The following is a 13,257-nucleotide window of genomic DNA, read 5'->3' as shown; positions in this document are numbered from 1 at the left end:
AGGCCCACTGCTTCATCGACGATCGTCACTTGACGCACTGATGGGCGCGGATCTATGGTGTGTCGAATCGATTCGCCGAGCCTGTGCAAACCCTGTCTGAGTTGGGCCTGTTTGCCCGGTCAGCAGTTCGGCCGTGGGCCAACCCCCCGGCGACCGAGCTGACCCGGGCCCGGCACCGTAGCGCGTCACCTCCACATCCGAGGCTCGACGCACGGTGCCGTCGCGGCCAGCGGAATCGACGAGGTGACCGGGGGTGATCCCGGGAGGCCCGCCGCCGAGGCGCAGACCCGGGGAGACGGCGGTCCGCCACACCGTCTCCGCACCGGCCCGCAGCCCGATGTGACATCTCCAGGACAGAAGGAGTTGAAGGTCTTGAAACACCGGTCAACCGCGGCGACCGTGGCAGCCGCCGCGGTCGCCCTCACCATGGCCGCCGGTCTCGCCCTCAGCGGCGGACTCGCCTCCGCAGCCACCAACACCGCCACCCTGGCGACCACCGCCGGCTGCGGAAAGGCGCCCACCCTCACCAGCGGCACCCACACCATCTCCAGCGGCGGCCGTAGCCGCAGCTACATCCTGCGCATCCCCGACACCTACGACATGAATCACCCCTACCGGCTGGTCTTCTCCTTCCACTGGGTCGGCGGTACCGCCGAACAGGTGGACAACGGCAGCACCAGCGGCATCGAATGGTCCTACTACGGACTTCGTGTCGACAAGTACGGCAAGACCAACACCATCTTCGTCGCCCCCCAGGGCATCAACAACGGCTGGGGCAACAGCAACGGCCAGGACCTCACCTTCGTCGACGACATGACCCGGCAGATCGAAAACAGCCTCTGCGTCGACACCACCCAGCTCTTCGCCTCCGGCTTCAGCTACGGCGGTGCCATGGCTTATGCCATCGCCTGCGCCCGCGCCACCGTCTTCCGCGGCGTCATCGTCTACTCCGGCGGCGTCCTCAGCGGCTGCCAGGGCGGCACCCAACCCATCGCCTACTTCGGCATCCACGGTCTCCGCGACGGCACACTCCCCATCTCCGGGGGACGCTCCATGCGCGACCGGTTCGTCCAGAACAACGGCTGTACCCCCCAGAGCCCGCGAGAACCAGCCCAGGGCAGCCTCACCCACATCGTCACCTGGTACACCGGCTGCCGCACCGGCTACCCCGTCGTCTGGGGTGCCTTCGACGGACCACACGCTCCCAACGCCGTCGACGGCTCCGCCGACCCCTACGCACCCGGCGCCAAGTCCTGGACGCAGGCCGAAGTCTGGAAATTCATCACCTCACTCAACGGCGACGGACCCACCACGCCGCCCACGACCGCCCCGCCCACGACGCCACCACCGGGTAACGGGCAGCAGATCGTGGGCTCCCAGTCCGGCCGGTGCGTTGACGTACCGAACTCGACCCAGAACAACGGCACCCAGGTGCAGCTGTGGGACTGCGGCAGCGCCACCGGCCAGCGCTTCACCTACACCGGGGGCAGGCAACTGCAGGTGTACGGCAACAAGTGCCTCGACGCCAACGGCCAGGGCACCAGCAACGGCACCGCGGTGATCATCTGGGACTGCAACGGCGGCGCCAACCAGCAGTGGAACGTCAACGCCAACGGCACCATCACCGGTCAACAGTCCGGCCTGTGCCTGGACGCCAACGCCGCCAACACGGCCAACGGCACCAAGCTCGTCCTCTGGTCCTGCAACGGCGGCGCCAACCAGCGGTGGAGCCTGCGTAGCTGACCGCCACCTGTCCCGGGGCCGGACCCGGTCCGGCCCCGGGACAGGGCATGCGACAGGTCTCGGCCCCGGTACTCGCCGAGAGCGGCGTCGTTCCTGGCCGGCGCCCCGCCGGACGGCCCTCGCTCAGGCCCGACCGTCGAGGGCCGGTGGCCGGTCGTCGAGGGCGTCGAGGTAGCCGGCGAAGCCGTGCGGTGCTCGGCCATGTCGCCGGGCGCTGGTCCGGACCGCGCAGCCGGCGTCGGTGACGACCCGCATGGCACGCCGACGACCGCGCTCGACGAGGTCGTGGTCCTCGCCGTGGCGCAGGTCGGCGAATCCGCCCAGCCGCTCGTAGGCGGTGGCGGCGCAGCCCAGGTTCGCACCGTGGACGTGCCGGTGACCGGTGCCGGTCAGACCCCGCCGGTACCGGGTCTCGAAACGTTCGCGGACCTGAGTGGATCTGGGCGCCCAGTCGGTGACGCGCACGGTCCCGACCAGCAGGTCGGTGCCGGCACGGGCGTGGCGCAGCTGCCAGCCGCCCCACCGCCGGGGCACCCGGCTGTCCGCGTCGGTGGTGACGAGCCACAGACCCTGCGGGCCGTGCCGCAGCGCGTGCGTCATGCCGGCGGCGCGGGCCCGGCCGACGCTGCGGGCCCGCACCGTCAGCACGACGGCGCCGAGACGTTCGGCGACGGTGGCCGTGGCGTCCCGACAGTCGTCGGCCACGACGATCACCTCCGAGCGCACCGGCAGGTGACGCAGCGAGTCGAGGAGCGAGGTCAGACAGGCGGGCAACAATGCCTGCTCGTCGTGGGCGGGCACGACGACCGCCATCCGGTTCACCACAGACCTTCGGCCTGTGCGACGGATCCGGCCGGCGGCGGCACCCGGAGGAGGACGTCGAGGAGGAAGTCCGCCTCCTCGTGCCGTGCCGTCCGCACCAGGCCGTCCACGCCGGCGAGCAGCCGGTGCACGTCGTCGCCGCCACGTGCGTGCTCGGCCACCGCCGGCCGCCAGTGCACGGCCACGAGCGTGCCGCCGGGTTCGAGCGAGTCCACCGTCCGGGCCACCAGCCGGTCCAGTCCGGCGTCGTCGAAGTAGTAGCCCAGCTCGGAGAGCACGATCAGGTCGAAGCGGTCGGCCGGCCACTCGTCGGGAACGCGCATCCGCTCCACCCGTACGTGCGGCTGGCCCGACAGCCGTTGCCGGGTGGTCGCCACCGGTGCGGCGGCGATGTCGACCGCCAGCAGCCGGTCGCACCGCGGTGCGAGGCGGCGGGTGAGCATGCCCGTCGAACATCCCGGTTCGAAAGCCGACCGGTAATGCCGGCGCGGCAGGCAGGCGACGGTCACCTCGTGCTTACGCTGGTCGTACCAGCGGGTTTCGAAACTCCACGGGTCCTCGGCGCCGGCATACAGGTCGTCGAAGTATCCGGCCGGGGTGCCGCGTGAGGTCATGGTACGAACACCGTTTCGTAGGGACGCGCGAAGCGTGCGAGAACGTTCGGGGGAAGGATCGCGGCGTCGGCGGGCGCCGGCCCGAGCGGCAGGACCTGGCTACGAAAGGCGTCGATCGCCTTCCGCTTGGCCGATCTGGCCACCCCGGTCAGGTCGATCCGGCGCGCACGGTGCCACGGCACGTCGGGATGGTCCGGTCGGGCCCAGTGCCACGTCCACACGGGAAACTCCAGCAGCGTCGCACCGGTACGCCGGCAGGCGACCGCGGCCGCGCGCCCGACCGCCTCGTGGTCCGGGTGGCCGTCGCCGCGCCACGTCGTGACACACCACCGGCCCGGTGCCAGCCGGGTGGTCAATGCGTCGGTGAGCGCCGCTTCGTCGACTCCGCCGTCGGGATGCCCGAGATGGTCGATGGCGGCGGGGACGACCCCGAGCAGCCCGCAGGCCGTGACCGTCTCGGCCCGCCGGATCGCCGCCAGCTCCGCCTGCGAATGGACAGTCGAATCCGGATGTGAGGCCTCGCCGTCGGTGACGACCGCGATCTCGACGTCGCCGGCGAGCATCGCGACCAGGCCGCCGACGCCGAGCACCTCGTCATCGGGATGCGGGGCGACGACCAACGGCGGCACCGTCCACGCCCGGTCGTCAAGCGCCAGTACGGGCCAGCCGGCCGGTGCGGGCCATGCCCGCCAGGTGCCCTCGTCGGTGCCCGTGTCGACGATCGGCCTCACCATCCGGGGTCTCCTGCCGCCGTCACGAGTTCACCGAGATGGGCCAGGTCCGCCTCCGCGTGGCTCTGCCGCAGATACACCGTCAGGTCGGCGACCCGTCGGGCGTGCCGGGCGTCCCGGCACAACGGGCCCGCCCCCAGGGCCCGGCCGACCCGGTCGAGGACCGTGGTGGCGGCCGCCTCGACGGTGGCGCGAACCTGGTGCGCCAACCGGTCCGCGTCGCTGCTGGGGTTCGCGTCGATCTCGTCGGCGGCGGCGAACAGGACGGCGCGGGCGGCGGTCAGGACCGCGTCGACCGCCCCGAGGTGCGCCATGGCGTGCGGGCCGAGGCGGCGGTGCCGCGCCGCGGCGTACAGGGTGTCGGCGATCCCGACCGCCCCGCCGTACCAGCATGCCGCGACGCCGAGCCCGCCGTGCCAGAAGCCCGGCCGCGCGGTGTAGCTGCCGGGTCCGCCCACGGCAACGGCGGTCACGCCGTCGAAACTGACGGTCCGGCTGTCGCTGGCGGCCATGCCGACGGCGGGCCAGGTGTCGGCCAGCGGGGTGACCCCGGCGGAATCGACCTCGACCGCGAACAGCCGGACGCCGTCGGGGGCAGTCGCGGTGAGCAGGGCACGGGACAGCAGCCCCGCCCCGGAGCACCACGGCCGGTCACCGGTCAGCCGCCACCGGTCGCCGTCCCGGGTCGCGGTGACCGAAGCCGGCACGGCCGCCCACACGCCCCACGGCTCGCGGCGCCACCCAGGATCGATCGTCGTGCCGAGTTCGGCGAGGATCGCCAGGGCGTCGGCGTGCCCCTCCCCCAGCCGGGCCAGCGTCAGGTCGGCGCGACCGAGCTCGACGAAGCGCGACCACCGCTCACCCGTGTGTCCGCCACCGGGTAACGGCAGATCGAGACGTCCGGTGAGCACGGCCGAGCGGAATGCCGCCCCCGGATCCTCACTGCCGGTGGTCACCATCGGAGTCCCGCCACCCGAGACGGCCTCGCGGACCGCACCTGGTGCCCGGCCCCGTCGCCGACAACGGACGACGTCTCCGAACGGCCGACCGTCATCGTGCGCCTCCACCGGGTAACGTGCGGCCCACCTGGGACGCAGCCGGAAAATGCCCCTCTCCCCCTGGACGAAACATGGCATCTGCCCACACCGCCACGCGCGACACGCAGGCGCCCGCGTCGTCGACGATCCGGTGGTCGTCGAGAGGTCGGCGGAGCGGGGCGTCGAGTCCGACCGCCACCACCGTACGTGAGCAGGTGGGGACCGAAAGCAGGGTCCGACGCTGGGCTTGCGCGGCTTACTAAACCGGTCTAGCGTCCCTCCGCAGTGAGTTTTGTTACGTCGATGTGAATCGAGTAAAGCCGGATTGTGACCGAGGGGGTGCCGCGCGTGAGACCGAGCCGACCGACCATCGCCGACGTCGCCCGGGCGGCCGGGGTGTCCAAGGGCGCGGTGTCCTTCGCTCTCAACGGACGCCCCGGGGTGGGCGAGGAGACCCGGACCCGGATCCTCGCGGTGGCCGCGTCGCTGGGCTGGGCACCGAGTCACCGGGCCCGGGCCCTGTCCGTCTCCCGGGCGTTCAGCGTGGGCATGGTGATCGCCCGGCCGCCCGAACTGCTCGGGGCCGACCCGTTCTATCCGTCGTTCATCGCCGGCGTGGAGCGGACCCTGGCCGACCGCGGGCAGGCCCTCGTACTCCAGGTGGTGCCGGACCTCTCGGTCGAGGAGGCCAGCTACCGCCGGCTCGCCAACGCCGAACGGGTCGACGGCGTGTTCGTGCTCGACCTGCGGCTCGGCGACCCACGGATCGCCCTGCTGGCCGAGTTGCGGCTGCCCGCCGTCACCATCGGTCGGCCGGACGTGCCGAGCGACCACCCCGCCCTCCTGGTCGACGACCGGCCCGGGGTCGCCGCCGCCGTGAACCACCTGGTGGAACTCGGGCACCGTCGCATCGCCCACGTGTCGGGGCCGCTGCACTTCCTGCACGGCTCCGTCCGCCAGCAGGCGTGGGAGCAGGCCCTCGCCGCCGCCGGCCTGCCCACCGGCCGGTCCATCGAGTCGGACTTCTCGGCGGCCGGCGGCGCGCAGGCCACCCGCACCCTGCTGGAGGGCGACGACCCGCCCACCGCGATCGTCTACGGCAACGACCTGATGGCGATCGCCGGCCTCTCGATCGCCGTCCAACACCGCATCCGCGTGCCCGACGAACTGTCGATCACCGGCTTCGACGACACGGAACTCGCCGGCTACGTCAATCCCGCCCTCACCACCGTCCGCACCGACCCCTTCGGCTGGGGTCGGGCCGCCGCGGACGCCCTGCTCGACCTCATCGACGGCAAACCCGAAGCGGACATCCCCATCCCGCCCGCGCGGCTGATCGTGCGGGGATCGACGGCACCACCGCCCATACCACCCTCCTGACCCCACACCGCTGCACCCGCACCGCCGACGGCCACCGGCCCGGCGGGCGGACGAACCTGACCCCGTTCCCGGATCGGAGAAGACATGAGACGGACCATTCCCGCCGCCCTGTTGACCGTCGCCCTCGCCGCCACCGCCGGCTGCGGCGACTCCGGCGGCGGCGACGCCGGCAAGGCCAACGCCGCTCGCGGCCCGATCACGGTCTGGCTGTCCAACAACGCCGAGGAGGTCGCCTGGGGCAAGGCGATGGTGCAGGCGTGGAACACCCAGCACGCCGAGGAGCAGATCACCGCCCAGGAGATCCCGGCCGGCACCAGCTCCGAGGAGGTGATCGGGGCGGCCATCACCGCCGGGAACGCCCCATGCCTGATCTTCAACACCGCCCCGGCCGCCGTGCCGCAGTTCCAGAAGCAGGGCGGCCTGGTCGCGCTCGACTCCTTCGCCGGCGCGACCGATTACATCACCGGGCGCACCGGCGCCAACGCCGGGCAGTACACGTCGCCGGACGGCAAGTTCTACCAGTTGCCGTGGAAGTCGAACCCGGTGATGATCTTCTATAACAAGAAGATCTTCGCCCAGGCCGGCCTCGACCCGGAGAAGCCGCAGCTGGCCACGTACGACCAGTTCCTGGCCGCCGCCCGGAAGATCAAGTCTTCAGGTGCCGCGCAGGCCGCGATCTACCCTGCGCCGACAAGCGAGTTCTTCCAGTCCTGGTTCGACTTCTACCCGCTGTTCGCCGCCGAGAGCGGCGGCAAGCAGCTCCTCGACGGCGGCAAGCCGCAGTTCGACTCCCCCGAGGGACAGCGGGTCGCCGAGTTCTGGAAGACCCTCTACGACGAGGGGCTCGCCCCCAAGGAGAAGTACAACGGCGACTCCTTCGCCGACGGCAAGGCCGCCATGGCGATCGTCGGCCCGTGGGCCATCTCGGTCTACCGCGACAAGGTCTCCTGGGGCGCGGTGCCGGTGCCCACCTCCGCCGGCACGCCCGCCGACCAGGTGAAGACGTTCAGCGACGCCAAGAACGTCGCCATGTACTCGGCCTGCCAGAACCGGGCCACCGCATGGGACGTGCTGAAGTTCGCCACCAGCAAGGAACAGGACGGCGCGCTGCTCACCGCCACCGGCCAGATGCCGCTGCGCGCCGACCTGCCGGCCGCCTACCCCGACCACTTCGCGAAGAACCCGGCCTACCAGGGCTTCGCCCAGCAGGCCGCGCGCACCGTCGAGGTGCCCAACGTGCCGAACTCGGTGGCCATCTGGCAGGCGTTCCGCGACGCGTACACCGAATCGGTGATCTTCGGTAAGAAGCCGGTGTCCGACGCCCTCTCCGCCGCCGCGGAGAAGGCCGAGCAGCTCGCCGCATCCTGATGGCCACCGCCCACGCCGCAGCCGCCACCGACGCCGGGCCGAAGGCCGGCGGCGGGGGCACCGGACGCCGCGCCCCGCGCGGCCGGGTGGCGGCGGTGCTCGGCCGCCACCCGGTGGGCCTGCTCCTGGCCGCGCCGTACGCCGTGTTCGTCGCCGCGGTCTTCGCCTACCCGCTCGGGTTCGCGATCTGGATGAGCTTCCACGACTACTTCTTCGCCGCGCCCGGGGCGGTGGTGGACCGGCCCTTCGTCGGGCTCGACAACTACCGCGCGGTGCTGGTCGACCCGCAGGTGCGCCAGGCGTTCGGCAACATCGGCGTCTTCCTCGTCATCAACGTGCCGCTCACCGCCGTGCTGGCCCTGCTGCTGGCGGTGGCGCTGAACAAGGCGGTGCGGGCACGGATGTTCCTGCGGGTGGCGTTCTACGTCCCGTACGTCACGGCGAGCGTCGCCGTGGTCGGGGTGTGGCTGTTCCTGTTCAACTCCGAAGGGCTTGTCAACCAGCTGCTCGGACCGCTCGCGCCCGACCCGTCCTGGCTGGTCAACGAGGGCCTGGCGATGCCGGTGATCGCCGTGTTCGTGGCCTGGAAGCAGCTCGGCTTCTTCATCCTGCTCTACCTCGCCGCGTTGCAGAACGTGCCGAAGGAGCTGTACGAGTCGGCGGCCGTGGACGGGGCGTCGGCGTGGGCCCGGTTCCGGTCGGTGACCGTACCGGCGGTACGCCCGGCGACCGCCCTGGTGGTCATCCTGGCCACCATCACCGGCGCGAACCTGTTCACCGAGCCCTACCTGCTCACCGGCGGCGGCGGCCCGAGCGGGTCGTCGGCCTCCCCGGTGCTGGTGATGTACCAGCGCGGCATCCAGCAGGGCCAGCCCGACGTGGCCGCCGCCATCGGCGTGCTGCTGGTGATCGGCGTGCTGGTGATCTCGGCGATCAACCGACGGCTGCTGGAGAGGGACTGACATGGCAGGCACACCCGGGAAGCGCGCCACCGGCGGTCGGCTGACGACGGTACTGCGCACCGTCGCGCTGTTCGGCGGGGCGCTGGTCTTCCTGTTCCCCTTCTACTACATGTTCGTCGGGTCGTTGCAGGCCGAACCGGACACCTCCCCGGCCGGGGCGTTCCCCACCTCGGGGCTCACCCTGGACAACTACCGGGACATCAACTCCCGGGTGGACCTGCTCGGCTCCCTGGTCAACTCGGGGATCTTCACCGGCGGGGTCATCCTCGGCACTGTGGTGTTCGGCCTGCTCGCCGGCTACGCGCTGGCCCGGCTGCGGTTCCGCGGCCGGGGGACGCTGTTCGCGCTCGTGCTGCTGGTGCAGGTGATCCCGTTCCAACTGCTGCTGATCCCCCTGTACGTGCTGATCGTGCGCGGTTACGGGCTGGCCGACTCGTACCTCGGGATGATCCTGCCGTTCGCGATCAACACCACTGCCGTGTTCGTCTTCCGGCAGTTCTTCCTGCAACTGCCCGACGAGCTGTTCGCCGCCGCCCGCATCGACGGCGCCGGTGAGCTGCGGGTGCTCTGGTCGGTGGCACTGCCGCTGGTGCGCCCGGCGCTGCTGACCGTCGTCCTGCTGACCTTCATCGGCCCGTGGAACGAGTTCCTGTGGCCGTTCCTGGTCACCAAGCAGGCCGACATGCAGCCGCTGGCGGTCTCGCTGGCCAACTACATCAGCAACGTGGCGGCCCGCGCCGCCAACCCGTACGGGGCGGTGCTGGCCGGGGCGTGCGTCCTGGCCGCCCCGGCGGTCGGCCTGTTCCTGGCCTTCCAGAAGTACTTCGTCTCCACCGACATCGGTTCCGGAGTGAAAGGCTGACGATGACTGTCTCCACCACCGTCCCCTACACCCTGACCAGGATCGGCGTCGTGATGACGCCCGAGCCCGGCCAGCCCCTGGAGGCCGAGGGGGTGTTGAACCCGGCCAGCGGCCGCACCCCGGACGGACGGCTGCACCTGCTGCCCCGGCTCGTCGCCGAGGGCAACGTGTCCCGGGTCGGCCTCGCCGAGGTCGAGCTGCGCGACGGCGTACCGGCCGGGGTCCGCCGCGACGGCGTCGTCCTGGCCCCCGACGAGGGCTGGGAGCGGGGCAAGAACAACGCCGGGGTCGAGGACCCCCGCACGACCTGGGTGCCGGACCTGGGCCGACACCTGATGACGTACGTCGCGTACGGGCCACTGGGCCCGCGCCTTGCCCTGGCGGTGTCGGCGGACCTGCGGCACTGGCAGCGACTCGGGCCGGTGCAGTTCGGCTACCAGCCCGACCTGGACACCGACCTGAACATGTTCCCCAACAAGGACGCCGTGTTCTTCCCCGAACCGGTGCCCGGCCCGGACGGGCGGGACTGCTACGCGATGCTGCACCGTCCGATGTGGGACCTCGGCTGGTTCCGCCCCGGCGAGGGGGTGCACCTGCCGGCCGGCGTCACCGACGAACGGCCCGGCATCTGGATCTCCTACGTGCCCGTCGACGAGGTGCGCGCCGACATCGGGGCGCTGGTGCGGCTGCGCGGGCACCGCTGCGTGGCGCTGTCGGAGTTCCCGTACGAGGAGCTGAAGATCGGTGCCGGTCCGCCGCCGCTGCGGGTGCCCGAGGGCTGGCTGCTGATCCACCACGGGGTCACCGGCGAGATCCCCGAGGGCTTCGACCCCACCACCCAGCGCGTCGAGTACGCCGCCGGGGCGATGCTGCTCGACCCGGCGGACCCGTCGCGGGTGCTGGCCCGTACCGCCGAGCCGATCCTCGTGCCGGAGCTGGCCGAGGAGCGCAACGGCACCGTGCCGAACGTGGTGTTCCCGACCGCCGTCGAGGAGGTCGACGGTGTCCGTTACGTCTTCTACGGCATGGCGGACTCCCGCATCGGCGTGGCCCGGCTGGACCGGCTGCCGTGACGACACCCCCGTCCCGACCGCACCGAGGAGCCACAGTGAAGCGCCGCACCCTGCTGCTGGGCGGGCTCGCCCTGAGCACTCCCCTGCTCGCCGGCACCCCCGCCGGGGCGGCCCCCGCCACCAGGTCCACCGCCACCAGGTCCACCGCCACCAGGTCCACCGCCACCGGGTCCACCGCCACCGCGCCGGCTGCCGGGGCGCTGACGAACCTCTCGCACCTGGACTTCCTGCGCCAGGCCGTCGCCCCGCCCGCGCTGGAGGGGCACACCACCTACCGGCTCGCCGAGTCCCCCGAGGTCGGCATGCTGTGGACGTACGCCGAGCCGGGACCGGACGGGAACCTGCGCCGGGTCGGCGGCGGGGCGTACGACCCGGCCACCGACACCTGGGGGCAGGGCGCGTACAACGCCGACGACGTGGCCCGGGCCGCCGTGGTCTACCTGCGGCACTGGACGCAGACCGGGTCGACGGGCAGCCGGGACGTCTCCCGGGAACTGCTGCGCGGCCTGACCTACCTGCAGACGACGACCGGGCCGCACGCCGGCAACGTGGTGCTGTGGGCGCAGCCGGACGGCACCCTCAACCCGAGCGCCGAGCCGGTCGAGCTGCCGGACCCGTCCGACAGCGGCCCGTCGTACTGGTTGGCCCGCACGGTGTGGGCGCTCGGCGAGGGGTACGCCGCGTGGCGTACCGCCGACGTCGGGTTCGCCGGCTTCCTGCGCGAGCGCCTCGACCTGGCCATCGGCGCGCTGCAACGGCAGGTCCTCTCCCGGTACGGCACCTTCCAGACCGTCGACGGCGAGCGCACCCCCGCCTGGTTGATCGCCGACGGGGCCGACGCGACGGCCGAGGCGGTCCTCGGGCTGGCCGCGTACGTGCGGGCCGGCGGCGGGGCGACGGCCCGCCTGGCGTTGCGCCACTTCGCCGCGGGCATCGCCGCGCTGGCCGGCGGCGACGCCCGGCACTGGCCGTTCGGGGCGGTCCGCCCGTGGGCGCTGTCGCGGTCGATGTGGCACGGGTGGGGCTCACAGATGCCGGCCGCGCTGGCCGCCGCCGCGCGGGTGTCGGGCGACCGGCGGCTGCTCGACCCGGCGGTGGCCGACTCCGCCGTCTTCACCCCGTGGCTGCTCACCTCCGGCGGCCCGGACAACGGGCGGATCCCCACCCCGGTGGACCGCAGCCAGATCGCCTACGGGGTGGACTCCCGCCTGCAGTCGCTGCTCGCCGTCGCCGACGCCACCGGACGCGGCGGCTTCGACCAGCTCGCCGGGGTCGTCGCCGCCTGGTACTTCGGTGCGAACCCGGCCGGCGTGCCCGCGTACGACCCGGCGACGGGGCGCACGATCGACGGCATCTCCGGCGACGGGACCGTCAACCGCAACTCCGGCGCCGAGTCGACGATCCACGGCCTGCTCAGCATGCTGGCCCTCGACGCCCGACCGGAGGTGGCCGCGGCGGCCCGGCAGGGTCGGATCGTGGAACGTGTCGGCACCCGCGTGGTCGAGGCCGAGCAGGGCACCCGCGAGGGTGGGGCCACAGTGGTCACCCCGCCGTCGTCGTGGAACGGTGAGTCGTCGATCAGCGGCGGGTCCCTGGTCCGGATGCCCGCCGGGTCGACCGTCCGCTGGGAACTGCCGCCGTCGCCCCAGCCGGAGCTGGTGCTGCCGGTGGTCGACCTGACCCCCGGCGCGTCGGCGGTCACCCGCTGGTCCGCCCTGGCCGGTGACGGCCGGACGTCGCCGCTGGGCCAGGTGCGGCACGGGCAGACCGGCGCGCAGGGCACCTCCCCCGCCCCCGGGGCGCTGCTGCCGGTGACCCTGTCCGGGGCGGGCGAACTGCCGGCGGGGGCCACCGCGCTGGCGGCCACGGCCACCGGCGACGGCGCGGTGGTCGACGCGGTCATGCTGGAGCCGCTGCTGTCCCGGTTCGTCGTCGCGGGCGACGGCCACGCCACGGCGGTGCTGCGCAGCGCCGCCCGCGCCCCGCGCACCACCACTGTCACCCTGCCCGGCACGGGACCGGCCGTCGTCGAGTCGTACGACCCGGCGGGGGTGCGCCGGTCGCGGACGGTGGTGTCCGGCGCGACCGTGCCGGCACGGGTCCTGCCGGGCGGCTTCACCGTCGTGCGGCGCTGACGCGACCTGCGGCGGGACCGCGATGGTGCGGTCCCGCCGCAGGCGGGCTGGCGACGCAGCTCGCCGCCGGTCTCGGGGCGGGCGCCGTGACCCAGAGTCGTACGCCGGGGCGCCTCCGCCGGTCGAGCCACCGACCGTTGCCGGCGCGCAGGCCCTGATCGAGGCCGCACGTGACGTCGACGGCGGCCGGCGCCCGGTGGCCCGCTCGTGACGGCAGCCGAGGACAAGCTGGAACTCGTCGCCGCCGGTCAGGCGGTGGCCATCGTGCCCGGCGGCATCCGCGGTCTGCGCCCGGACCTGACCACCGTGGCGCTGGAGGGCATCGCCCCCGGCCACGTGGTGCTCGCCACCCGATCCGGTGACCGGTCGCGTCTGCTGGCCGAGTTCAGCAAGGCGGCCCGACGCCATCTGACCGGGCCTCAGAACGACACCCGTCCGTCGCCCCTTTGTCCCCCGAAGTCCGATACCGTGGACGGACAGCGCGCAGAGTCATGACTACCACCACCGATCCCTCCCGGAACTCCCGACGT

12 protein-coding genes are annotated in these 13,257 nt (G+C 72.8%); 8 read left to right on the top strand and 4 right to left on the bottom strand.

The features are described 5' to 3' along the window. The first annotated feature begins 426 nt into the window (after positions 1-426). A complete protein-coding gene (locus tag AC0AIB_RS03185; RefSeq protein ID WP_465095996.1) occupies positions 427-1,743 on the top strand; it encodes a ricin-type beta-trefoil lectin domain protein in 1,317 nt (438 codons plus the stop codon). A gap of 123 nt (positions 1,744-1,866) precedes the next feature. Here AC0AIB_RS03185 and AC0AIB_RS03180 read toward each other — a convergent pair whose 3' ends face one another. From AC0AIB_RS03180 to AC0AIB_RS03165, 4 genes are read right to left on the bottom strand one after another with little or no spacing between them, the layout of a single operon-like run. Beyond that, entirely contained in the window at positions 1,867-2,556 is a 690-nt protein-coding gene (locus AC0AIB_RS03180; RefSeq protein WP_465095968.1) for a glycosyltransferase family 2 protein, read from the bottom strand. A gap of 5 nt (positions 2,557-2,561) precedes the next feature. Then, positions 2,562-3,179, bottom strand: a complete 618-nt coding sequence (locus AC0AIB_RS03175) for a class I SAM-dependent DNA methyltransferase (protein WP_328345572.1) — start codon at positions 3,177-3,179, stop codon at positions 2,562-2,564. Next, on the bottom strand, positions 3,176-3,913 hold the full coding sequence (locus AC0AIB_RS03170) for a PIG-L deacetylase family protein (protein ID WP_465095967.1): 738 nt from the start codon (positions 3,911-3,913) through the stop codon (positions 3,176-3,178). Before AC0AIB_RS03170 ends, AC0AIB_RS03175 begins: the two co-directional genes overlap by 4 nt. Next, on the bottom strand, positions 3,907-4,866 hold the full coding sequence (locus AC0AIB_RS03165; RefSeq protein ID WP_328345571.1) for an acyl-CoA dehydrogenase family protein: 960 nt from the start codon (positions 4,864-4,866) through the stop codon (positions 3,907-3,909). Before AC0AIB_RS03165 ends, AC0AIB_RS03170 begins: the two co-directional genes overlap by 7 nt. Positions 4,867-5,295: 429 nt before the next feature. On the opposite strand from AC0AIB_RS03165, the gene AC0AIB_RS03160 reads away from it, so the two are divergent. From AC0AIB_RS03160 to AC0AIB_RS03130, 7 genes are all read left to right on the top strand, one after another. Beyond that, on the top strand, positions 5,296-6,327 hold the full coding sequence (locus AC0AIB_RS03160; protein WP_465095966.1) for a LacI family DNA-binding transcriptional regulator: 1,032 nt from the start codon (positions 5,296-5,298) through the stop codon (positions 6,325-6,327). 84 nt (positions 6,328-6,411) lie between these two features. Continuing rightward, a complete protein-coding gene (locus AC0AIB_RS03155) occupies positions 6,412-7,695 on the top strand; it encodes an extracellular solute-binding protein (protein ID WP_328345569.1) in 1,284 nt (427 codons plus the stop codon). Further along, complete coding sequence (locus AC0AIB_RS03150; RefSeq protein ID WP_328345568.1) at positions 7,695-8,657, top strand: carbohydrate ABC transporter permease; 963 nt, start codon at positions 7,695-7,697, stop codon at positions 8,655-8,657. The genes AC0AIB_RS03155 and AC0AIB_RS03150 overlap by 1 nt, the downstream gene beginning before the upstream one ends. Position 8,658: 1 nt before the next feature. Beyond that, positions 8,659-9,519, top strand: a complete 861-nt coding sequence (locus AC0AIB_RS03145; RefSeq protein WP_328345567.1) for a carbohydrate ABC transporter permease — start codon at positions 8,659-8,661, stop codon at positions 9,517-9,519. 2 nt (positions 9,520-9,521) lie between these two features. Then, complete coding sequence (locus AC0AIB_RS03140; RefSeq protein WP_328345566.1) at positions 9,522-10,592, top strand: glycoside hydrolase family 130 protein; 1,071 nt, start codon at positions 9,522-9,524, stop codon at positions 10,590-10,592. A 35-nt stretch (positions 10,593-10,627) separates the two neighbouring features. Then, positions 10,628-12,727 (top strand): hypothetical protein, encoded by a 2,100-nt coding sequence (locus AC0AIB_RS03135; protein WP_465095965.1) that lies wholly within the window; start codon positions 10,628-10,630, stop codon positions 12,725-12,727. A gap of 207 nt (positions 12,728-12,934) precedes the next feature. Next, entirely contained in the window at positions 12,935-13,222 is a 288-nt protein-coding gene (locus AC0AIB_RS03130) for a type 2 periplasmic-binding domain-containing protein (RefSeq protein ID WP_328345562.1), read from the top strand. Positions 13,223-13,257: the final 35 nt, after the last annotated feature.

The sequence above is a fragment of the Micromonospora sp. DSM 43699 genome, assembly GCF_055517075.1.
Note: the sequence above shows the minus strand (reverse complement) of the source record. Positions and strands in the feature narration are given on the sequence as shown.

What these genes read in the sequence shown, in the direction of transcription:
- AC0AIB_RS03185 (WP_465095996.1), top strand. Translation starts at nt 427, where the DNA reads ATGGCCGCCGGTCTCGCCCTCAGCGGCGGACTCGCCTCCGCAGCCACC.
- AC0AIB_RS03180 (WP_465095968.1), bottom strand. Translation starts at nt 2,556, where the DNA reads ATGGCGGTCGTCGTGCCCGCCCACGACGAGCAGGCATTGTTGCCCGCC.
- AC0AIB_RS03175 (WP_328345572.1), bottom strand. Translation starts at nt 3,179, where the DNA reads ATGACCTCACGCGGCACCCCGGCCGGATACTTCGACGACCTGTATGCC.
- AC0AIB_RS03170 (WP_465095967.1), bottom strand. Translation starts at nt 3,913, where the DNA reads ATGGTGAGGCCGATCGTCGACACGGGCACCGACGAGGGCACCTGGCGG.
- AC0AIB_RS03155 (WP_328345569.1), top strand. Translation starts at nt 6,412, where the DNA reads ATGAGACGGACCATTCCCGCCGCCCTGTTGACCGTCGCCCTCGCCGCC.
- AC0AIB_RS03150 (WP_328345568.1), top strand. Translation starts at nt 7,695, where the DNA reads ATGGCCACCGCCCACGCCGCAGCCGCCACCGACGCCGGGCCGAAGGCC.
- AC0AIB_RS03145 (WP_328345567.1), top strand. Translation starts at nt 8,659, where the DNA reads ATGGCAGGCACACCCGGGAAGCGCGCCACCGGCGGTCGGCTGACGACG.
- AC0AIB_RS03140 (WP_328345566.1), top strand. Translation starts at nt 9,522, where the DNA reads ATGACTGTCTCCACCACCGTCCCCTACACCCTGACCAGGATCGGCGTC.